This is a genomic window from Providencia sp. PROV236, assembly GCF_033676985.1.
In the GTDB taxonomy this organism is placed as follows: domain Bacteria; phylum Pseudomonadota; class Gammaproteobacteria; order Enterobacterales; family Enterobacteriaceae; genus Providencia; species Providencia manganoxydans.
Window position 1 is genome coordinate 2,830,097 of the sequence record NZ_CP096297.1, and the last position, 22,571, is coordinate 2,852,667.

General features: G+C 40.3%; 19 protein-coding genes. 7 read left to right on the forward strand and 12 right to left on the reverse strand.

The annotated features are described in order from the left end of the window. Positions 1-151: 151 nt before the first annotated feature. Entirely contained in the window at positions 152-1,468 is a 1,317-nt protein-coding gene (locus tag M1E96_RS12935; RefSeq protein WP_140182371.1) for a CitMHS family transporter, read from the reverse strand. Positions 1,469-2,033: 565 nt separating this feature from the next. On the opposite strand from M1E96_RS12935, the gene M1E96_RS12940 reads away from it, so the two are divergent. Next, entirely contained in the window at positions 2,034-3,128 is a 1,095-nt protein-coding gene (locus tag M1E96_RS12940) for an NADH:flavin oxidoreductase/NADH oxidase (protein WP_319068544.1), read from the forward strand. Between the two features lie 164 nt (positions 3,129-3,292). Here the strand turns inward: M1E96_RS12940 and M1E96_RS12945 are convergent, their stop codons facing one another. Continuing rightward, on the reverse strand, positions 3,293-3,613 hold the full coding sequence (locus tag M1E96_RS12945) for a hypothetical protein (protein WP_070926170.1): 321 nt from the start codon (positions 3,611-3,613) through the stop codon (positions 3,293-3,295). Positions 3,614-3,749: 136 nt separating this feature from the next. Next, the gene (locus M1E96_RS12950) at positions 3,750-4,622 is read right to left on the reverse strand and encodes a DMT family transporter (RefSeq protein ID WP_070926167.1); all 873 of its coding nucleotides are present in this window, start codon (positions 4,620-4,622) and stop codon (positions 3,750-3,752) included. A gap of 291 nt (positions 4,623-4,913) precedes the next feature. On the opposite strand from M1E96_RS12950, the gene M1E96_RS12955 reads away from it, so the two are divergent. Next, the gene (locus tag M1E96_RS12955; RefSeq protein WP_337979409.1) at positions 4,914-5,108 is read left to right on the forward strand and encodes a 3-oxoacyl-ACP synthase; all 195 of its coding nucleotides are present in this window, start codon (positions 4,914-4,916) and stop codon (positions 5,106-5,108) included. 59 nt (positions 5,109-5,167) lie between these two features. Here the strand turns inward: M1E96_RS12955 and M1E96_RS12960 are convergent, their stop codons facing one another. After that, on the reverse strand, positions 5,168-6,640 hold the full coding sequence (locus tag M1E96_RS12960) for a DASS family sodium-coupled anion symporter (RefSeq protein ID WP_318705825.1): 1,473 nt from the start codon (positions 6,638-6,640) through the stop codon (positions 5,168-5,170). Positions 6,641-7,409: 769 nt separating this feature from the next. On the opposite strand from M1E96_RS12960, the gene cutA reads away from it, so the two are divergent. Continuing rightward, positions 7,410-7,757, forward strand: coding sequence for a divalent-cation tolerance protein CutA (cutA, locus tag M1E96_RS12965; RefSeq protein WP_070926163.1), 348 nt, complete (start codon positions 7,410-7,412; stop codon positions 7,755-7,757). A gap of 150 nt (positions 7,758-7,907) precedes the next feature. Here cutA and betA read toward each other — a convergent pair whose 3' ends face one another. The 3 genes from betA to betI are packed head-to-tail and all read right to left on the reverse strand — an operon-like array spanning position 7,908 to position 11,714. Then, the gene (gene betA, locus M1E96_RS12970) at positions 7,908-9,575 is read right to left on the reverse strand and encodes a choline dehydrogenase (RefSeq protein WP_272579616.1); all 1,668 of its coding nucleotides are present in this window, start codon (positions 9,573-9,575) and stop codon (positions 7,908-7,910) included. Between the two features lie 39 nt (positions 9,576-9,614). Then, positions 9,615-11,090, reverse strand: a complete 1,476-nt coding sequence (gene betB, locus M1E96_RS12975; RefSeq protein WP_272579615.1) for a betaine-aldehyde dehydrogenase — start codon at positions 11,088-11,090, stop codon at positions 9,615-9,617. Positions 11,091-11,117: 27 nt separating this feature from the next. Next, positions 11,118-11,714: a transcriptional regulator BetI gene (gene betI / locus M1E96_RS12980; RefSeq protein ID WP_272579614.1), complete on the reverse strand. Its 597-nt coding sequence runs from the start codon at positions 11,712-11,714 to the stop codon at positions 11,118-11,120. Positions 11,715-11,923: 209 nt separating this feature from the next. Between betI and M1E96_RS12985 the strand changes: the two genes are divergently transcribed. Together M1E96_RS12985 and M1E96_RS12990 are read left to right on the forward strand one after the other, a co-directional pair. Next, the gene (locus tag M1E96_RS12985) at positions 11,924-13,966 is read left to right on the forward strand and encodes a choline transporter (RefSeq protein WP_070926157.1); all 2,043 of its coding nucleotides are present in this window, start codon (positions 11,924-11,926) and stop codon (positions 13,964-13,966) included. A 182-nt stretch (positions 13,967-14,148) separates the two neighbouring features. Next, positions 14,149-15,066, forward strand: coding sequence for a chitinase (locus tag M1E96_RS12990; protein ID WP_369427099.1), 918 nt, complete (start codon positions 14,149-14,151; stop codon positions 15,064-15,066). 55 nt (positions 15,067-15,121) lie between these two features. On the opposite strand, the gene M1E96_RS12995 is transcribed toward M1E96_RS12990, so the two are convergent. Together M1E96_RS12995 and kdgR are read right to left on the reverse strand one after the other, a co-directional pair. Beyond that, positions 15,122-15,478: a hypothetical protein gene (locus M1E96_RS12995; RefSeq protein ID WP_369427100.1), complete on the reverse strand. Its 357-nt coding sequence runs from the start codon at positions 15,476-15,478 to the stop codon at positions 15,122-15,124. Positions 15,479-15,740: 262 nt separating this feature from the next. Then, positions 15,741-16,526 carry a DNA-binding transcriptional regulator KdgR gene (kdgR, locus tag M1E96_RS13000; protein WP_319068549.1) on the reverse strand — a complete coding sequence of 262 codons (786 nt, stop codon included), beginning with the start codon at positions 16,524-16,526 and terminating at the stop codon, positions 15,741-15,743. Positions 16,527-16,807: 281 nt separating this feature from the next. On the opposite strand from kdgR, the gene M1E96_RS13005 reads away from it, so the two are divergent. Together M1E96_RS13005 and M1E96_RS13010 are read left to right on the forward strand one after the other, a co-directional pair. Beyond that, the gene (locus M1E96_RS13005; protein ID WP_369427101.1) at positions 16,808-17,761 is read left to right on the forward strand and encodes a sugar kinase; all 954 of its coding nucleotides are present in this window, start codon (positions 16,808-16,810) and stop codon (positions 17,759-17,761) included. 2 nt (positions 17,762-17,763) lie between these two features. After that, positions 17,764-18,381: a bifunctional 4-hydroxy-2-oxoglutarate aldolase/2-dehydro-3-deoxy-phosphogluconate aldolase gene (locus M1E96_RS13010; protein WP_140182393.1), complete on the forward strand. Its 618-nt coding sequence runs from the start codon at positions 17,764-17,766 to the stop codon at positions 18,379-18,381. A 264-nt stretch (positions 18,382-18,645) separates the two neighbouring features. On the opposite strand, the gene M1E96_RS13015 is transcribed toward M1E96_RS13010, so the two are convergent. The 3 genes from M1E96_RS13015 to M1E96_RS13025 form a co-directional block, all read right to left on the reverse strand. Then, complete coding sequence (locus M1E96_RS13015) at positions 18,646-19,371, reverse strand: RNA polymerase sigma factor FliA (protein WP_081335884.1); 726 nt, start codon at positions 19,369-19,371, stop codon at positions 18,646-18,648. A gap of 214 nt (positions 19,372-19,585) precedes the next feature. Next, a complete protein-coding gene (locus M1E96_RS13020; protein ID WP_272579607.1) occupies positions 19,586-20,752 on the reverse strand; it encodes a FliC/FljB family flagellin in 1,167 nt (388 codons plus the stop codon). A 349-nt stretch (positions 20,753-21,101) separates the two neighbouring features. After that, the gene (locus M1E96_RS13025) at positions 21,102-22,433 is read right to left on the reverse strand and encodes a FliC/FljB family flagellin (RefSeq protein ID WP_319068550.1); all 1,332 of its coding nucleotides are present in this window, start codon (positions 22,431-22,433) and stop codon (positions 21,102-21,104) included. Between the last annotated feature and the right edge of the window lie 138 nt (positions 22,434-22,571).

Below are 22,571 nucleotides of genomic sequence, written 5' to 3' on the forward strand. Positions count from 1 at the left end.
TTATGTTCACGCACGCAGCCACATGCTGAAGTAGGCTCCTAGCCTCTCATCAACTTGTCATCTCGCTGGATCTCACATTATTTAGAGCATATAAATGAAAAACCGCAGCGTTATCACTGCGGTCTCAACGAATTAAATAAAGGAGATTAAATTAATATAGGCCAAGTAATGCACCAATACCTAATGTAAAGAAGCTAAATAACCAAATCCATCCAAACGAATAACGTAAATGGCGTCCCATATCGATCCCAGCCAGCCCCATCGCTAACCATGCAGCAGGAGAGAATGGGCTAACAAAGGTTCCTGCATTGTTACCAATCGCCATCGCATAAACCACTGCGGATGGGTCGACGCCAGCTGTTTCAGCTATTTGTTGAATAATAGGGAGTAAAGCGAAATAGTATGCATCTGTACTGGTGAAAATATCCATTGGTACACCGAGGATCCCCACGAAAATATGAATTTTCGACACCCACTCGGTTGGTAAGATAGCGGTTAAATCTTCAGCGATTGATTTTAACATGCCACCATCAGATAAAATTCCAAGGAAAGCCCCTGCGGCCAATATAATCGCGACCATACCCAGCGCTTGTGGCGCATGTTGAGACAAGACTTTCATTTGGTCTTTTGGATTCGGGAAGTTCACCAATAAGGCTATCGACAACGCAATCATAAATACATAAGGCGCTGATAATAAACCAAAGGCCAAACAAATAATTGAGGCAATAATCAATCCACCATTAATCCATGGTTTTTGCGGTTTATTAATTTGTTGCTCCACATCTGAGAATTGCTCATTTGCAGGTAACAATGAGTCCGCTAAATAAGGTGTTGTGCCCTTTTGTGCCGCGGCTGCAATACGACGTTTTTCACGTACCCCCATTAATGCGGCGAAAATAGCAGCTCCAACCATACCAATAATCTGTACAGGGATCAGACCTTGCCATAAAGTTGATGCGTCAATGCCTGTCACTGCTGATGCACGACCGAGTGGTCCTCCCCATGGAACCATGTTCATGATCCCCATACTGGTACACATGAGTAGCAACATCAAATAAGGGCTCATGCCTAATTGACGATAAAGTGGCAGTAATGCAGGAATAATAATTAAAAAGGTAGCAGCACCAGAACCATCTAAGTGTACAACACCCGCAATTAACGTAGTCATCACACAGACGATGATCACATTGCCACGAGTCATTTTGACCATCAAACGAATAATCGGGTCAAAAATATGTAAGTCTTTCATTAAGCTAAAAAATAGAATGGCAAACAAAAACATCGCTGCCACTTTGGAGACTTTATTGATACCACTTTCGAAAAAAGTAGAAATTTCAGGTATTGAGTAACCTGCGATTAGGGCACCAATAAAAGGAATACACGACATTGCAATGATTGGGCTAACTTTTCCCATCATCAGTAAGGTCACAATAGAAAGAATGATCAAGATACCAATAATCGTAAGCACATTGAGTTCCTTATTAGAATTATTTTTTCAGGTGAATAATGAAACGCTAAAATATTTATCTGAATATTATTTATCTTTGATTAAATAGGATTCGTTTTTAGACCTTATATAAAGCGACCTAAATTTAGCAAGTACGAATATATTTTTTTGCGAGGAAAACATCCGCAAATCAGTAACTAAAATCGCTATTTAAAATAAAAACACAGGTTAAAACTCTTTTAACACCATTAAAACCATTAGCGCAAATTAAGACCAAAGCAATTTGTGTTTTATTTGTTTAATCACTAACTTAGCGATTATATGGGAATATTTATTTGCAATTATTAAGCGATTTTATCTTTTCTACTTTTTTTTGATATTTCATCCCTTAAATTAATTGGTAGCGGCAGAAATTTATACTTTTTTGCTTAGCACTCAAATTTTTACTTCCCTGCTTGCATTCTGTTGTGGCTCCACGGTAAAAAATTTAATAGCAAAATCACATCTATCGCACAGCATCATGATGTATTTATTTGTATTCTTTTAAGATCTGTTTGATTAAGGTTATTAATTAAGGAATACAATAATGAGCTTCCTATTTTCACCTTCCTCTTTGGGGCAAATCTCTTTAAACAATAGGATTATTGTTCCACCAATGTGCCAATACTCAGCTATTGATGGCATGCCAACTGCGTGGCATAACGCACATTATATGAATTTAGCGCTTTCAGGTGCGGCTCTAGTTATTGTTGAAGCGAGTGCGATAACACCTGTCGGACGGATCACCTACCAAGATTTAGGTATCTGGAATGATGAACAAGCTAATGCGCTGAAAAAAATGCTAAACGACATTAGGCAATTTGCCGATGCACGTCTTGGTATTCAAATTGCTCATGCAGGTAGAAAGGCATCCACTGATTTACCTTGGGTCGGTGGTAAAAGTTTATCCAGTACAGAGCCACATGGCTGGCAAACTGTATCAGCCTCAAATATAGCATTTGGGCAATCTTATCCACCTTGCGAATTAAGCCAAGCGCAAATCGCGGAAACGGTACAACAATTTGTTGATGCCGCTAAGCGCGCGGAATATGCAGGATTTGATGTCATTGAAATTCACGCTGCACACGGTTATTTATTGCATCAATTTCTCTCACCTTTATCCAATCAACGACAAGATGAATATGGCGGTAGTTTTGAAAATCGCAGCCGATTGCTGATCGAAGTGTTCCGTGCAGTTCGCCAAGCAGTTACCTCTGAAATCGCGGTGGGTATTCGTATTTCAGCAACAGACTGGGTTGATGGCGGTTGGGATTTACCTGAAGCAATTGAATTAACTGAACAGCTTGAAGAGCTCGGTTGCGATTACATGCATGTGTCATCAGGTGGGTTATCAGATAAACAGCAGATCCCAGTTGGTCCAAACTATCAAGTTCCCTTTGCACAAGCAATCAATGAACATACCATGATGCCCGTTATTGCCGTGGGTTTGATCACTGAGCCAGCTCAAGCAGAGGCGATTATTGCAACGGGGCAAGCAGATTTTATCGCGATAGGTAGAGGGATGCTGTATGACCCACGCTGGCCATGGCATGCTGCGGCACAATTATCTGAAAACATTCGCGTCGCACCACAGTATTTACGCAGTGCACCACATCAATTTAAATCGTTATACTCAAAATAATTCATAATTAGAGATATTCTAAGCAACAATTGAATAAAATATGGGCGAAATTATCAGTATTCAATGAAAAATATTGTAACTGAAAAGATGGCAAATATATTTAAATAAATAAAAAACCACAACACATTATTTGGACTGATGTTGTGGTTTTCATTGCGGTTAAATTAACGGTCGTTCTTAGTACATTGATTGACGAATTCAATCATTGATTTCTGAAAATCAGGCTCCGCTGTTGCAGATTTGGCTAATTCACCTTCAATACGTTTAAATTCTTTTAAACCGTATTTTTCTATTGTTTTATCGTATGCGCAACCACAAATTGCACTAATTGCATCCGCAGTTTCACCCGCTGGGCTACCTGATGCCTTAACACAGTCGCTTACAAAACTTGCTTTATACTCAGCAATTTCAGCTTTATCATCTGAACATGCCGCCAATAACGTCATCACACCAGCCATACCCAAAACTAAAGCGATCTTTTTCATTCTAAGCCTATTATCTATTTGGATTGTATTGATATTAATCTTATTTAGATTAATCCCCCACACCGTTCTTATGTAAATAATCATAGCTGCTTTAATATAAAAAATCTCTATCATAAGTAACGTTTTAATAAAAATCTTAATTGGATAAGGCGCGGAAAGAGCGCCAGCGATAATAAAATAATGCGCTTAAAATAAGCACACAGCCGATAATTTGGATCGCAGGCATCCTTTCGTGATACCAAAAAGCTGCAACAAACACCGTCATCACTGGCTCTAAAATCATAATAATGGCTGCGTTGGCTGCTGTTGTATTTTTTTGCCCCACTAATTGCAATATAAAACGCAAACTGGTAGCAATGATCGCGCTAGCGGCAAACCACGCTAATGTCGATGCTGAAATCGTTGTTGGCCATTGTTCCAATAATAAGGATAACACCAAACCAATAACGCCTGTGCAAGCCAATTGAATCGCTGTTAATGGCAATACTGGCAAGCTGCGTGCATATAGGCTGGTATAACAAAAATAGATAGCCTGAACGATTGCCGCGGCTAAAAACCACAGTTGGCTGCTTTTAAACTGGATTTGTCCTTTAAATAACGTCAAACAAGCGAGTCCGAGTACCGCGATAGGCAGAGCTTGCCAAAAATAGCGTGAGGGACGAATTTTTAAAATAATCCATCCAACTAAAGGGACAAATAACATTGCCAAGCTCATGATAAATGCTCCCTCGCCAATAGAATCTGTCGTCGCAACAGCGTATATCCATAGTGCGAGGTTTAGCGCCATCCAACCACCGGTCATTAAAGCGCTAGGCAGTTGTCGTAAGCGAAATTGATTACGCTTGCCACCACAGAATGGCAATAAGATGATTGCAGCCAATAAGAAACGACTGCCGAGAAAAGCAAATATGGGCATTCCCTGCACTGCCTCTCGTGAAAAAACCCATCCCCACGCGGCAATAAATGTGGTTAAGACTAAAAATAATTCAGCTTTTCTTTGGGAATGCATTGGCATTGATACCAGTTAATACGATGTGTTAGCGATAATCATACTAACTATCGGCTAAATGCCAATGGATATTTTATCGTCGCTCGCGAATTCGCTCTCTAAATATGACGTTCACAGCTCAAATTCTTCCTCTTAAATACGGCTGACACGGTCTATTGTCTGTTTGACTAAAACATTTTCATTTTTCGACTCATTAAATGAGGAAATCTTGTAACAGATTGGTCAATTTTTCTCATTCTGCCGAGTGAGATAATAGCCATATAGTAAAACACATAAATCAAGGTGGACATGATGAACTGTACACACAAAGATTCGCTCAGCCAGTTTGAATTAATTAAAAATACCAAAAATGCCATCCGTGCGCGTAAATATGCTCATCCAGACGAAATCAATTTATTATGGAAGAATTCATCAAAAGCGAGTTGGCTGCAAATAATGCTGATTGCTTGTGTTGGCAGTTTTCTATTGATCCTGTTAATAAGCTAGGCGATTTAAAATATAAAACCCAGATGGCTATTGCTATCTGGGTTTTATGGGCTAATTAATCACCAATAACCGAGGAATTTCCACCAAATACTACCTAAACCTATCCAAATAATTAGGTTAACAACGCTCATCACAAATCCCGCTTTCCACCACTCCCCTAAAGTCGCATAACCAGACCCAAAGATAATCGGTGCCGTACCTGTTCCGTAATGCGTTAATGACATCATCAGTGATGATGAGAATGCTAATGTTAAACCTAACAACATAGGTGGCGCACCTAACGCCAAGCCTGCTGCAAAAAATGCCCCAAACATAGCCGTAATATGTGCGGTGGTACTAGCGAAGAAATAATGTGAGTAGACATAAATTAGCACTAAAATAAGTGCTCCCCAAACCCAGCTAAGCCCCATATTATCAATCGAAGTGCCCACTGAGAGCGACATCCATTTAATTAAGCCGAGTTTGCCTAAAAAACTTGCCATCATCACTAACGCAGCAAACCATACAACCGTATCCCACGCACCTTTATTTTTTAGCACATCATCCCAATTAATCACCCCTGTGGCCAATAAGATCCCAAGACCAATAAATGCCGCAGTCGTCGCGTTAATAGTATAACTAGAGCCAAATAGCATCGCAGGTACTCCTGCCCACATTAATAGCAATAACAGGAAGACGCCTAACGTGATCACTTCAGGTAATGAAATTGGCCCTAACTGCTGTAAACGTTCTCTGGCGAAATTTGGCGCATCTGGCGTTGAAGTTATTTCGGGCTTATACATGAAATAAATCACCAGCGGCATCAGTATCAGTGAAACCAGAGCTGGAGCAAAAGCAGCAATCGCCCACATTGACCAAGTCAATTCATGTGTGCCCCCCGCTTCACTGACGATCAGACTCACAATAAGCGGGTTTGGTGCTGTTGCAGTAATGAACATCGCAGAAGTAATTGGGTTAATATTATAGTTAACCAAAGAAAGATAACGGCCTATTTTTCCTGCGGTGCCATCATCGGCTTTAGAGCCAAAACTATCGGCAATTGAACGCATTATGGGGTGAATGATCCCCCCACCACGTGCAGTATTGCTCGGGGTAACAGGAGCAAGCACTGTTTCTGCAATGGCTAATGAATAAGCGATCCCGAGTGTTTTTTTACCAAATAAAGATATCACATAATAACCAATTCGAGCCCCTAATCCGGTCTTATTTAAACTCATTGAGACCATGATAGAAATACCAATCAGCCAAATAAGATCATTTGAAAAACCACTTAATGCATCTGCAATTGCCGCTTTCGTCGAATTAGGGTTAGTCACCCCCGTCACGGCGACTAATGCAATAGCAATGATAGAAACACCACCAATAGGAAGTGCCTTACCAATAATCGCCGCAATAGTTCCAACAAAGAGCGCCAATAAATGCCAAGCATCAGGATTAACACCTTCGGGAACAGGGATCACGAACCAAATAATGAGGGTAATAGCAACAGCAATCAATGTAGGTATCGGTTTTAACGGGGTCAGTTTATTCATGTCAGGCATCCATACACGTTTTAAGATGGAAACAAAAAACTGTACTCTAAATAATTCGCAGTTCAGCTAGGCAGTAAATAAATCATGAACAACATACCTTAATGTAAAACGCTGTAGCTGGAAGAATAACGAGTACTAATAATATATTTTTATCTTTACAGTTATGTTAGCTAAATATCGTTGAAAGACTTTGATCGTTATCATTGAGTTATACATCTTTACATATAAAAAACGACTTTAATTTAGTAACAAAAGGTAATTAATCAATTCAACAAACATTCTTAAAAATTTAACTAACAGGTATCATTTCATTTACCTTGTTATTATTAAAATAATAAACACATCAATTTATAATCAAAAAAACACCACTTCACTCGGTGAATGGGTAAATAAGTGAAAAATCTAATTTATTTTCCAGAACCATCACTTTTTGGCGTATGCAATATACAAAAAAACTTAGATAATTTATATTACAGCTAGTAAAAATGAAGGCTGAATCGAATTATTCATTTTCTATCTTATTACTCACTACAAGCGACTAAATTATGACCTTCACACTTCACGAATAATAATGTACAAATAATAAACTCACCTTCGCTTAATCATTAACGACAATCACCTTAAAATTCTCTCTAAACGTCAGGTATCAAACTATTTTCCCCTGCATTACAATTAGCAATTGATTAATCTTCATACACAGTATGGCTATTTAATCTACCTTTAACCATGGATGCACACTAAATAAAGCAATTATTCTGAGGGAATTTAAATGACTAAAAATGATGTCAGCTACAAAAATGAACTACAACCTTGTATTATTTTATGCACGACAAACAGCCAAAGTAATGCGATAAAAATTGCTCAATTGTTATTAGATAAACACTTAGCAGCCTGCGTGTCACTGCTTCCTGAGCTAACGTCACTTTATCGATGGGAGGATGGGATAGCCCAAGACAAAGAAATTATGTTATTCATCAAATCTACCTACAAAAACCAATCTAAATTATTTGCGACAATCAAAGAAATTCACCCTTATGAAACACCTGAACTGATTTGTCTGGATTTAGATCAAGTAGATGGCAGCTATTTAGAATGGTTAATAAAATCGGTTAAGTGAACCTAGATAGTGAGCAAGCTCCCAATATTTTATCTTACCTAAGTGCTAGTGTACTGGTCTGCTCTGGTAGGTAAAAAATAAATGTTATACAGATGTTCTCGTTTTCGATTTATTTGCCCTCTTTTATAGAGGGCTTTTTTCGTAAACTCATCAGATTTGGCGTGTTTCGGCATCACCAGCAACATAATAATCTGCTTGGCTTGTGGGAAGAGGCGCCCGTCCACGGATTTTATCCGCTATTTTTTCTGCGATCATAATGGTTGTTGCATTCAAATTGCCTGTAATAATCAACGGCATAATCGATGCATCAATTACCCTTAAATTTTCAAGGCCATGCACTTTGCCTGCACCATCAACAACCGCCATCTCATCATTTCCCATTTTACACGTCCCACAAGGGTGAAATGCGGTTTCTGCGCGCTCACGCACAAAAGCATCCAATTCCTCATCCGTTTGAACGTACTTACCAGGACTAATTTCTTCACCTCGATAAGGTGCTAATGCAGGCTGAGACATAATTTCACGCGTGATACGAATTGCTGCACGAAACTCCTCCCAATCCTGTTCACATGACATGTAATTAAACAAGATACTTGGATGTTGATAAGGATCCGTTGATTTTAACCTTACACGTCCACGACTAGGGGAGCGCATGGAGCCAACATGAGCTTGAAAACCATGTACGTTAACGGCATTACTGCCATTGTAGTTGATTGCGACTGGCAAGAAATGGAATTGAATATTTGGCCAAGCAAACTTTTTGCTCGTACGAATAAAACCGCCAGCTTCAAACTGATTACTCGCCCCTATACCAGTGCCTTTAAATAACCATTCTGCCCCAATACCGGGTTGGTTATACCATTTTAATGCAGGGTATAGCGATACGGGTTGCGTACATTCATATTGCAAATACATCTCCAAGTGATCCTGTAAATTTTCGCCAACACCAGGAAGCGAATGTACGATAGGGATATTGAACTGTTTTAGAACCTCTTCAGGCCCCACACCAGAACGCTGTAATATCTGTGGTGAAGCAATCGCACCAGCGCATAATAACACCTCTTTACGCGCCTTAACTTGAACCGCGTTTTTACTGTTTCCTTGATAAAAACGCACCCCCGTCGCTTTTTTCGACTCAAACTCAATCAAATCAGTGGTCGCATGGGTGATAATAGTTAAGTTTTTACGTGCCTTAGCCTGATCAAGATAGCCTCTCGCAGTACTAGAACGACGGCCTTTCGGGGTAACCGTTCTATCCATCGGGCCGAAACCCTCTTGTTGGTAACCATTAAGATCATCGGTTCTCGGATAACCCGCCTGTACACCAGCCTCAACCATCGCATGAAATAACACATTGTTACCTTGCTTTGGCGTCGTCACACTGACGGGGCCATCACCGCCATGATAGCTATTTTCACCGATATCTCGCGTTTCCGCTTTACGGAAATACGGTAAGCAATTGAGATAGTTCCAATCCTCTAACCCAGGCGCCTTAGCCCATTCATCGAAATCTAATGCATTACCACGGATATAACACATACCGTTGATTAACGAAGAGCCGCCTAACCCCTTGCCTCGGCCGCATTCCATACGGCGGTTATTCATGTGAGGTTCAGGCTCCGTTTCATAAGCCCAGTTATAACGGCGACCCTGTAACGGATATGCTAATGCCGCCGGCATTTGAGTGCGAAAATCGAACCTATAGTCCGGTCCTCCAGCTTCAAGGAGCAGCACAGTAACATCAGGATCTTCTGTCAGGCGAGTAGCGAGAACGTTACCGGCTGAACCAGCACCGATAATAATGTAATCATAGACCATTGTTATCTCCTCTGTTTCAGTCAAATTAAAAATAAGTGATTAAAATACGGATGAAAATTCCTCGAGCTCAACTTGAATGGATTTGATTTGAGTGTAATTTTGTAATGTGACTAAGCCATTTTCACGCCCAACCCCTGAGTGCTTGTAACCGCCAACAGGCATTTGAGCCGGTGATTCGCCCCATGTATTAACCCAACAAATACCCGCTTCCAATTGATGAATGACTCGGTGAGCACGTGATATATCACGGGTAACCACCCCTGCTGCTAGTCCATATAATGTATTATTCGCTCGCTCAATCACTTCATCTTCCGATTGATAACTGAGAATGCTCATCACAGGGCCAAAAATTTCCTCTTGGGCGATCCGCATATCATCTGTACAGTTGGTAAAGACAGTAGGCAATATGTAAGCTCCCTGAGCAAACTCATCTTCAATGAAACGTTCCCCCCCACACAGTAATGTAGCGCCTTGCTGTTTACCTATCTCAATGTAGCGCAAGACATTTTCCATATGAGAGAAACTGACAAGTGGTCCAAAATTGGTATCAGGATCAACCGGCGAACCAATTCGAATACGCCCTACACGTTGTTGGATTTTAGCTTCAAATTTCTGTTTTAATGCTTCAGGCACAAACACTCGCGTCCCATTAGTACAGACTTGCCCTGAGCTGTAAAAATTAGCCATCATGGCAATATCTGCGGCGATATCGAGATCGGCATCATCAAAAATGATCAAGGGTGATTTACCACCTAGCTCCATTGTCACTTCTTTAAGTGTCGAGCCAGATGCATTTGCCATGACTTTTTTGCCTGTCGCAACACCACCTGTAAACGAAACCTTAGCGATACCTGAATGTTCTGATAGCCATTGCCCAATTTCGGCGCCACCAGTAACAACATTAAATACGCCAGCGGGTAGGCCTGCTTCGGTATAAATTTCAGCTAATTTAAGTGCAGTTAATGAGGTGACCTCACTGGGTTTGAACACCATTGCATTACCAGCAGCTAAGGCGGGAGCCGATTTCCACAGAGCAATTTGAATAGGGTAATTCCATGCGCCAATCGCAGCAACAACCCCCAGTGGTTCACGGCGTGTATAAACGAATGAGCTATCACGCAAAGGTATCTGCTCCCCTTCTAAAGCGGGGATCAGACCTGCGTAATACTCCAACACATCTGCACCTGTTACAATGTCGACATAACGGGTTTCTGATATCGGTTTACCTGTATCCAATGTTTCAAGTTGAGCGAGTTCTTCGTTACGTTCACGCAATAAATCAACGGCTCGACGCAAAATACGTGAACGTTCCATTGCCGTCATTGCCGCCCAAATTTTTTGCCCTTGATGAGCACTTTCCACCGCCCAATTAATATCTTCATGGCTAGCTGATTGTAAACGTGCGATCACTTCACCATTTGCTGGGTTAATTGCATCAAACTGCTCACACTCAGGTTGTGAACTATCCACATATCCACCGTGGATATAGAGTTTATGTAATTGGGATTGGTGCATAATATCTCCTTCGATTAAAGCTAAGGCTTAGCTCTGACCATGTCGTTCAAATTGCATATCGATGTATTCGTTGGTAATGGTTAATGCATCCTGTAGTGGAAATGTTTCGTTGCTTAACGCGCTACGTAACCAAATCCCATCAATCAACGCTGCTAGGCCTTTTGCAGCCATACGTGCCGATTGCTTATCCAGCACACGCGCAAACTCATAACTTAAGTTTGAATATAACCGTCTATCATTGACCTGTTGTAAGCGATTTAAATTGCGTTGATGCATACTGCTTGCCCAAAACGCTAACCATGTTTTCATTGCCGCTTCACTGATCTGTGAAGGATCAAAGTTACCTTCCACAATAGCTTGAATGCGTTGCTTAGGCTCGGCATGGCTCAACATCCTTAAACGCATTGCAACAGCAAAACCGAGCTGGTACTGAATATGGCGCATTGTGGCCTCTAATAAACCATTTTTATCGCGGAAGTAATGGCTAATAATTCCTGTTGATACTCCCGCTTTGCGAGCAATTAATGCGATGCTAGCTTCCTGCATTCCAACCTCATTAATCACTTCAAGTGTGGCTTGAATTAGCTGCTGCTTACGTATCGATTGCATTCCTATCTTCGGCATGATCTCTAAACCTAAAAAATACAGTGAACACTATTATTAAACTTTTTTTTAATTGAACATTCAATCAATATTAACTATATTTTATCACAAAGATTTTACAAACGTAAGGAGAGGATAGCCGTGAAAATTTGAATCTTTGCTAAAAATTCAAACAGTTAGTAAAGAATGCAACTTTTAACTTTTAAACAAATAAAATTGTGGAACTGCCGATGACAACTCAAAACAGTCCAAAAAATCAGCAGAAAGACAAACTGAATTCTGTGGTTTTTTTCTATTCCGCTGGGTTAATCCTAGCGTTTTCATTTTTCACCATACTCATGACCGAAACCGCCAATCAATGGATCGTTGCCACGCTAGGCTGGGTATCCAAAACATTTGGTTGGTATTATTTATTAGCAGCAACCTTGTATATCGTGTTTGTGATTTTTATCGCCACCTCACGGTTTGGTAATATCAAGTTAGGGCCCGAGCAATCTAAGCCTGAATTCAGTGTGCTCAGTTGGTCTGCAATGTTATTTGCAGCAGGGATCGGTATTGACCTGATGTTCTTCTCTGTAGCAGAGCCTGTGACACAGTATATGCTACCGCCAACTGGCGAAGGGCAAACATTAGAAGCAGCCCGTCAGTCGATGGTGTGGACCCTATTCCACTATGGCCTGACGGGCTGGTCTATGTACGCATTGATGGGGATCGCTCTGGGGTATTTTAGTTATCGATATAATTTACCTTTAACCATTCGCTCCGCGCTATATCCTATATTTGGTAAACGAATTTACGGGCCAATTGGCCACACCGTCGATATTGCCGCCGTTATTGGTACCATCTTTGGAATTGCAACCACATTAGGCATCGGTGTTGTACAGCTTAACTATGGGTTGAAAGTCCTATTCGATATCCCACAGGGGCTGGCCGCTCAAGGTGGATTGATCCTACTTTCCGTTATTATGGCTGTAATTTCAGCAACTTCAGGGGTTAATAAAGGGATCCGCGTTTTATCTGAGCTAAATGTGTTACTGGCTTTTGGTTTGATCTTATTTATTCTCTTTGTTGGTGATACTGAATTCTTACTCAATGCCTTAGTACTGAATGTCGGCGACTATATTAACCGCTTTATGGGTATGACCCTTAACAGCTTCGCTTTTGATAGACCAACGGATTGGATGAATAGCTGGACGCTCTTTTTCTGGGCGTGGTGGGTTGCATGGTCACCATTTGTAGGGCTCTTTCTTGCACGTATTTCCCGCGGACGCACTATACGCCAATTCGTTATTGGCACCTTGATCATTCCATTTGTATTCACCCTGCTTTGGCTATCCATTTTTGGTAATAGCGCACTCTATGAAATCATTCATGGTAATAAAGCGCTCGCCGAAACCGTTCTTGCCGCTCCCGAGAAGGGCTTTTACTCACTACTTGAGCTTTACCCGGGTTTTGGCTTAACCGCTTCTGTCGCCACCATCACTGGCTTGTTATTTTACGTGACATCTGCTGACTCAGGCTCCTTAGTACTTGGTAATTTCACCTCTAATTTAAGCGATATTAACAATGATGCGCCAAACTGGTTGCGTATTTTTTGGTCAATCGCCATCGGTTTATTAACCCTTGGTATGTTGATGACCGATGGTGTTTCTGCTTTACAGAACACGACCGTGATCATGGGTTTACCATTTAGTTTTGTGATTTTCTTTATCATGGCGGGTCTATATAAGTCATTAAAAGTTGAAGATTTTAGACGTGTCAGTTCATTAACGACCAGCGCACCTGCGCCTTTATATGGCAATGGCAAATTAAACTGGAAACAGCGCCTTGGTCGAGTGATGAATTTCCCTGGAACCACTTATACCCAAAGGATGCTCGATCTTGTGTGCGTACCGGCCATGCAAGAAGTGGCAAAAGAGCTATCACTGCGGGGTGCAAAGGTTGAATTTAATAGCCTTCCACCGGTTGCAGATGAGCGATTAAACCATTTAGAGCTGGTTGTCGATTTAGTTGAAGAGCAAAACTTTATTTATCAAATTTGGCCTCAACGCTATTCAGTACCGGGTTTCACCTATCGAGCACGCTCAGGGAAATCACACTATTACCGATTAGAAACCTTTTTATGGGAAGGAACTCAAGGTAATGATTTAATGGACTTTACTAAAGAACAAGTGATCAGTGATATCTTAGATCAATATGAAAAACACCTTAACTTTATTCACTTAAGCCGTGAAGCCCCCGGTTCAACACTAACTTTCCCTGAAACTAACTAACCGTACTACCTAAAAAGGACTCGTTTGAGTCCTTTTTAGGCTTGCAACGGCCTGCACGTTTTTCCAATAAATTTCATGACAAGTCATTAATGTCTTCATCATTTAACCAATGAATATGGCGTAATTTTATCGTTAACGACCCAATGTAAGCAGGAAAAATTTCCGCTATTGAAAGAGAAATGATGATGAAAAAAACACTGTTTTCACCTTATTTTGATGTGACTGTTGATGCGATTTGGAATGATCCACTTTCCCCCAACGGTAAACCAAACCCTAAAGATAGCCAAGCTGCGATCAGTAAAGGCGTTGATGGTGTTTACTTAGCTTTTTTAACTGCGGATGCGAATAATAATGCTGCATGGGGAGCATACTCAAGTATGCCTATCTCTTGGGCTAAACCATTTTGTGATGCCTTGATTGATGCCAATATCAAAGTGATAGTGTCCTTTGGAGGGGCTGCTAACTATGATATTTCAGTTAGACAAACCGTTGAGCAACTTATTGCCACCTACCAAGACGTGATTGATACGCTTGGCGCTTCACAACTGGACTTTGATTTCGAAAATGATTTATACGATGCCGATAAAGCTTTTAGCGCATTAGTCACCATCATGAAAAATAACCCTGATATCGTTTTAAGTCTCACATTACCGGTCATGCCATATGGCCTTGTTACAAAAGGGTTAGCCTTAGTACAAAAATCCGTTAATGCGGGTTTAAAAATGAAAGTTAATGGTATGGCAATGGATTATGGTCAAGGAACTGATAAAAATATGGGACAAGCAGCGGTTGATGTAGCAAGCAGTCTAAAAAACCAATTAAAAATTTACTACCCAACACTGACAGATACGGAGCTATATGATTTAGTACAAGTCACACCAATGATCGGCCTTAATGATGATAAATCTATGTTTAACTTTGATGATATTAATACCCTAAGTAGTTTTGCAAAAACCAATGGAGTGAACTTAATTTCAATATGGAGTTTAACCCGCGATAGAGTTGGCGTTGGTGAATCAGCATCAGCGTCCTACTCAGGAAACTCAGCACAAACCAAGGATTTTGAATATACGGAACGCTTTGTCAATGCTCTTAAATAATCAATTTAAATGATGAGTTATGAAAACCTAAGGAAAGGCACTATCGCGCCTTTCCTTATTTCCTTGCTTGTTCAATCATCTGTTTGAGCTGTTCAGGATCATGCAGCCATGTAAGTTCACCAGTACATCCCTTGGTGACAACAGAGCGATGACAGAGATCATTATTCCAATTTCCCCAAGTATTACCTTGTTGCTGCTTTTCAGCCAGTAAATCTTCATAATGACGCTCCGCTTCAGGGATCTTCTTTTTAGGATCAAAAACGAAACGTTGTTGCTGTTTGACAGTATCAATACCTTGATAGTTTTCACTATATACGCGATCTGCGGGAGACTTTTCTTTGAAGGTATAATCCGTTGCCATACTTGGAACGGAAATAATAAATATGCTGAATATTAATAAGCTTTTAAACATAATCATATCTTGATAATAAAATTATCAAAAATTATAGATATGACGAATGAAATGGCGAGTTTTATCTTAAAAAAACTCGCATTAATGGACGATTTATCAACAGATGAATGATATTTTCATCAAATTTCAATCGATTGATTTTATTTGTTTTTTTATGACTAAATTGTTAACCACACAAAGTTTAATGGATAATAGCCTTCGAGGCTTTAAATCATTCAAAATACAGTGAGCCGGCAAGTGAGCATACTCAACAACACCGCAACTATAATGGGTAATTATGATACCCCATTTTCTCAGAAATATTACGTCCCGCCACCTTTAATAAACTCACATAATCGTCTAGTTGTTGTTCATCAAAACGAATAGTTGGGAAAGATATTGATAATCCTGCAATAACTTGCCCTAAACGATCATAAATAGGCACGGCAACACAACGTAGCCCTAGCTCTTGTTCTTCTCTATCCTCTGCGTAACCTTGTTCTCGCACCATCGCTAATTCAACCGTTAGCTGATTTGCATTCAATAATGTCGTCTCTGTTTTTCTAACAAATTCAATCTGTTCTAATATTCCTTTGACAATCTCTTCATCTTGCCAAGCTAACAGCACTTTACCAATAGCGGTACAATACAAAGGATTACGTCGTCCAACTCGCGAATACATGCGTAAATTATAGCTAGAATCAATTTTATGAATATAAATAATCGCATTATCATCAAATGCACCAAGATGTAATGCCTCATGAGTTAATTGACCAATATGGCGCATTTCTTTATCAGCAATTTCAATTAAATCAACATACTCTAGCGATTTAGCACCTAATTCAAATAATTTAAGTGTCAGAGAATATTTATCCGCTTCCCCTTCTTGTACCACATATCCCAGTTGTTTCATGGTCTGTAAAAAGCGATAAGTTGTCGCTTTTGACATGAATAAGCGTTGGGAGAGTTCAGATACCCCGATCTCTTTTTGCTCTCCTAATGCGCTCAGGATACTGAATACTTTCACTACAGAAGATACCGCGTCTGTTTGCGTGACATTATCCGTCATTATTAACCATTCCTTATAGACTCAAAATAATTCAAGTTGCAGATAGGTGACAATCACCACCCTTTAACGAAAAACCCCGCGACTTGAAGCACGACGAGTATATGCCATTTTATTGACTGCTACACAGCATAGAGAACCCCCTTATAAAAAACAAGAACAGCGATTCTAATTTTTTAAAACACCGTTTCATTTTTATTGAAGTTACCTAAAAAATGGGCTTTAATGACAACCATTCAATGATGATTTTTAGAATGACAATAAAATGCAGGTGGTAAACAAACATGGCTAAAACTCTACAAGTTGCCATTATCGGTGAATGCATGGTTGAGTTACAGAAATCAGGGGAATTATTTAAACAAACCTTTGGAGGGGATACGCTCAATACTGCACTCTACCTTGCTCGCATCACCGCTTCTTTCGGTGTGATGACACGCTATTTAACCGGACTTGGTCAAGATCCTTTTAGCCAGCAAATGTTAACCAGCTGGCAAAAAGAAGGCATCAATACCGATCACGTTGTTATCTCAGATAGACACCTGCCCGGCATATATTTGATTGAAACCTCAGCTGATGGCGAGCGTCGTTTTTTCTACTGGCGCGATAATTCAGCAGCTAAATATTGGTTGAATGAACAAACCGCATCTGACACTCAGCAATTACTCAACCAACAACAATTCATCTACCTAAGCGGTGTTAGCTTAGCCATTTTACCTGAACCCACGCGCAATTTATTGTTTACTTTACTTGAGACGGCGCGCCAATCTGGTGCGAAAATTATCTTTGATAATAATTATCGTCCTGCATTATGGCCGTCTATTGAAGCTGCCCAAGCGGCTTATCAACATATGCTTGCGCTGACAGATATGGCTTTCTTGACCTTTGATGATGAGCAACTGTTATATGGCGATCAGCATGAAAATCAGTCTATCGCTCGTGCTCAACAATATGGCGTCAATGAAATCATCATTAAACGAGGCGAAAAACCCTGCTATATCGTTATCGATAATCAACAACAAGAGATCCCTGCGGATCAAGTGAGCAATGTTGTTGATACCACTGCTGCGGGTGACTCTTTCAGTGCAGGCTATCTGGCTTGTCGCATTTTAGGAGGAACACCTGCCGAAGCTGCCAGTACAGGTCATCTTCTTGCTGGGACAGTGATCCAACATCGCGGTGCCATTATCCCTAACGATGCCATGCCCCAAATGACATTAAATCAATCCCAAAAGGCGTAATCATGAATCGATTAATTGAGAAATTAAAAAAAATCAGTGTTGTTCCCGTTATTACTATTAATAATGCACAGCATGGCGCAGCGCTTGCTAAAACATTAGTCGAAAATGGCTTACCTTGTGCTGAAGTGACGTTTCGTACCTCAGCGGCGGTTCAAGCGATTAAAAACATGCGTGCAGCTTACCCTGAAATCTTAATCGGTGCAGGCACCGTATTAACAACTCAGCAAGTCGATCAGGCTATTGAAGCTGGGGTTGATTTTATTGTGAGTCCAGGTTTTAACCCTAAAATCGTTGCTTACTGCCAACAAAAAAATGTCATTATCATTCCTGGTCTGAACAACCCGAGTCTTGTTGAACAAGCATTAGAATTTAATTTAACTACCGTTAAATTCTTCCCCGCAGAAGCTTCAGGCGGTGTTGCGATGTTAAAAGCATTAAGCGCAGTTTATCCAGTGAGCTTTATGCCTACTGGTGGGATCGGCCCTAAAAATATTAAAGATTATACTGCCTTACCATCTGTATTGGTTTGTGGTGGTTCATGGATGGTGCCTAATCACTTAATAGACAGTGAAAGCTGGGATGAGCTCGGTAAACTTATTGCTGAAGCCGCCAATTTATAACGATGATAATGGCTTTCTGCAAATAAAACAGTAGGAAGCCATTATTTGCCCTCTGTCTATTCAATCACCTCGTTTGCTATCGCTTTAATGACACATTAATCCATTCCATCAAAAATGATCCCTCTCAGCAGGAAAATTGGTCATTACCCTATAGAAGTAAGTTAACCAATTAAGCTTTAACGTCATTTGGTCCGTTAACTATATCGGTGTAAAAGCGATTTAACTGGATATTAAATTATCTGCGGCAGATTGCCGCATTCTTGTTTATTCCGTGAGCGATTTTAAACGGCCGCGCAGTCGTTTTATTGCTTGGCTATGTAATTGACTAACGCGCGACTCCCCCACTTCCAGTACAGCCCCAATCTCTTTTAAATTTAGCTCTTCTTGATAATAAAGGGTGAGTACCAATTTTTCGCGCTCGGGTAATTGTTCAATTGCTTCAATTACTTGTGAGCGTATATTGGCTTCCATTAATAGATTGAATGGATTGCCCCCCTCGTTTTCATCCATGGTGGGTTCACAACTTTCTCCGTGAATTTCATGCCACTCATCATAGGAAAATAGTTGGCTATTATTGGTATCAAGTAACGCTTGGCGGTATTCCACAATATCGATTTGCAATGCATCTGCAATTTCACTTTCTGTGGCTGTACGGCCTAGGGATTGCTCCAATTCCCCAATCGCTTTCGCCATTTCGCGTGCTTGGCGGCGTACGCTGCGCGGCGCCCAGTCTCGGCTACGTAACTCATCGAGCATTGAACCACGGATACGCTGTACTGCATAAGTCGCAAATGACGCACCTTGCGTGACATCAAAACGCTCTAATGCATGCAATAAACCAATGCCGCCAGCTTGGATCAAGTCATCAATATCAACACTCGCAGGGAGTCTTACTTGCAGTTTAAGGGCCTCATGTCGTATTAGCGGATAATAACGCTCCCACAGGCTATTTTTATTAATTACACCTTCGGCAGTATATAAATCACTCACAACCGGCATCACCCTTTAAGACTTATACAAAGGTATTTATTATGCTAGTTGCTTAATAATTCAATCCGTAGAGTAATGGGGTAAATTGGCTCTATTTTACCTAACCCAAATAAAAACCGTATAAAGATCCACCTTCTTAATTACATTCTAAACAAGATAAAAAAGGCCAGAAATGTCTGGCCTTGGGTAGAATAGAATAGAAAGGGAGTAAAAATTAACGCAACAGGCTCAGCACACCTTGTGGAACTTGGTTTGCCTGTGCCAGCACTGCGGTACCTGCTTGTTGCAGAATTTGACCGCGGCTCATGTTAGATACTTCGGTAGCAAAATCAGCATCTTCGATACGGCTACGTGCAGCACTCAGGTTGTTGACTGAGTTGTTCAGGTTGTTGATTGTTGATTGGAAACGGTTTTGGATCGCACCCAGTGAAGAGCGCATACCGTCAACTGAATTGATTGCGTCATCGAGATCTTTCAGTTGTTGTTCTGCTTTCTCTGCTGCTTTTTCTTCAGCTGAGCCTTTTGCTAGAATTTCAACTTCAGCACCTGCTTTAAATTGAATAGTTTTCGCATTAGCAGGATCAGCAGGGTTAGTCACAACAGGTTCATCTGCTTTAAAGGTCACTGACTGATCTGCACCTTTATCGTCTTTAACGGTTGCAGTTACATAATAATTACCGTCTTTATCTGTAAAAGCTTTAGTTACAGCAACATCTTTTTGTTCTTTACCTGCATAGTTAACAGTGACTTTTCCTAAGTCAGCTGCAACCTTACCATCTGAGTCTGCTGCTGCAATATCAGCAGCTTTTTTCTCTGTTAAATCACTTTCTCTAATAGCAGAAGACTCAGCTCCCACTTTAAAACCTTTAACATTTAAAGTTGAGCTATCGACTTTTTTCAGATCAAAGCTGATTTTTTCTTTATCGTTAGTCCCCACTTGCACAGTCATAGTTGGCTTTTCGCCGCTCAGAACTTTAACACCGTTAAATTGAGTTTGTTCAGAAATACGGTCGATTTCTTTTAAACGTTGATCGACTTCTTCCTGAATCGATTTAATATCTGATTCAGAGTTAGAACCGGTTTTTGCTTGAACAGTCAGCTCACGAATACGTTGTAAGTTAGAGTTGATTTCGTTCAATGCGCCTTCCGTGGTTTGCGCCATTGAAATACCGTCGTTAGCGTTACGAGATGCCTGAGTTAGACCTCTAACATTAGATGTAAAACGGTTAGCAATCGCTTGACCCGCAGCATCATCTTTTGCGCTGTTGATACGTGAACCGGAAGACAAACGCTCAATTGCGGTACCCAGTACACCTTGTGAACGGTTTAAGTTATTTTGTGTTGTCAGAGACAGAACATTAGTGTTGATGACCTGTGCCATGATATAAGTCCTTGTTATTCGATAATAATAAGGAAGGCTGATTTATTAAGCCATTCCATTGTTGCCACGAATATGATTATCGGCGGCAGCAAAAAGGCCTTTAGGGTTTTCAACAAATAATTTCCGAAATAAAACAAAGCAAATAATAATTACCATGAATAACAATAAGATATTTATTTTCCGAATGCTTTAGATTTATCGTTTAATTGGTGGGTGTTTTAGCAAAGGTGATAAAGATAAGGTCTTTTTATAGCAAGAAATGTCGGTATGAGAAGTGCATTGGTGTAATCAATAAAATAAAAGTTACCTCAAGTCAGAGTGCCTAACCTGAGATAACCAGAGACTTAAATTAACGTAATAGGCTTAGAACACTTTGAGTCGTTTGGTTAGCTTGTGCTAACACCGCCATACCGGCTTGTTGTAAAGTTTGCCCTTTGGTCATATTGGACACTTCAGTAGCAAAATCCGCATCTTGAATGCGACTACGTGCAGCACTCAAGCTAACAACGGTATTTTGAAGGTTTGTGACGGTTGATTCCATACGGTTTTGTACCGCACCTAATGTAGAGCGCATGCTATCCACGGTTTTCAGCGCTTCATCTAATGCTTTTAATGGCTCATCATGGATATCGGTCGTAATCGCCTTCGTTGGGTCAAGCTTAGTAGCAACAATAGCTGAACTCAGCTTACCTGAAGTGGCATCAAAGTCGCTTCTGCTAACTTCAAAATACTGATCATCTTTTTTAATTAAGAATTTATCAGTAGCTACACTGCCATCAGTTTCTAATTTTTGGAACAGTTCTTGTCCAGCATCTAGTTTAATGGCGGCTTTGGCTGGTACTGCGGCAATAGCTACAGCCCCATCAGCGATTTCGGTACCTAAAGTTGTTGCTGTTGTCGGAGCCGTTGCTTCTTGGGTAACTCCCGATATATCAACGCTCCCTGAAGTTGTATCAATTTTAGATTTATCAATTTTATAATATTCTTTACCGCCACCACTTGCCGTTTTATCAATTTCAACATAAAACTCATTAGTCGTACCTTTGACGTTATAAAGTTTTTCATCAGTGCCTGCTTTATATTTTACTGCGGCTATATCCGCCGTAGCAGTTTCATTGAGTTTTTTGATTTCATTACCAATTTGCCCTTTCTTCGATAAATCCACCTTATCGATTTTTAGTACTGAACTATCAATCTTTTTAAAATCTAATGAAATGGTTTGATTATCCAGTGCACCGATTTGGATTTTCATCTCACCCTCTTTGCTCAGCACTTTATTACCATTAAAATCGGTTTGAGCAGAGATACGATCAATTTCTGCTAAACGTTGAGACACCTCTTCTTGCAGTGATTTAATATCCGATTCAGAGTTTGAACCGTTTTTCGCCTGTACCGTCAGCTCACGAATGCGTTGTAAGTTATTATTAATTTCGTTAACCGCACCTTCAGCGGTTTGCGCCATTGAAATACCGTCATTGGCATTACGTGCAGCTTGAGTTAAACCACGAACATTAGCCGTAAAACGGTTAACGATCGCTTGACCTGCTGCATCATCTTTTGCGCTATTGATACGCATGCCAGAAGATAGGCGCTCAATCGCGGTTCCCAACACACTTTGTGACTTATTCAAATTATTCTGAGTATTCAGAGACAAAATATTGGTATTGATAACTTGTGACATTATATAAACCCTTTCTATTCATATATATTATATATTGAATTAACCACCTATTCTTAATGATTAATTCGTCAAAATATTTATCGACAGGATTAAAAATGTCTTTAGTCATTAATTTCAATATTTTAATCTAAATGCATA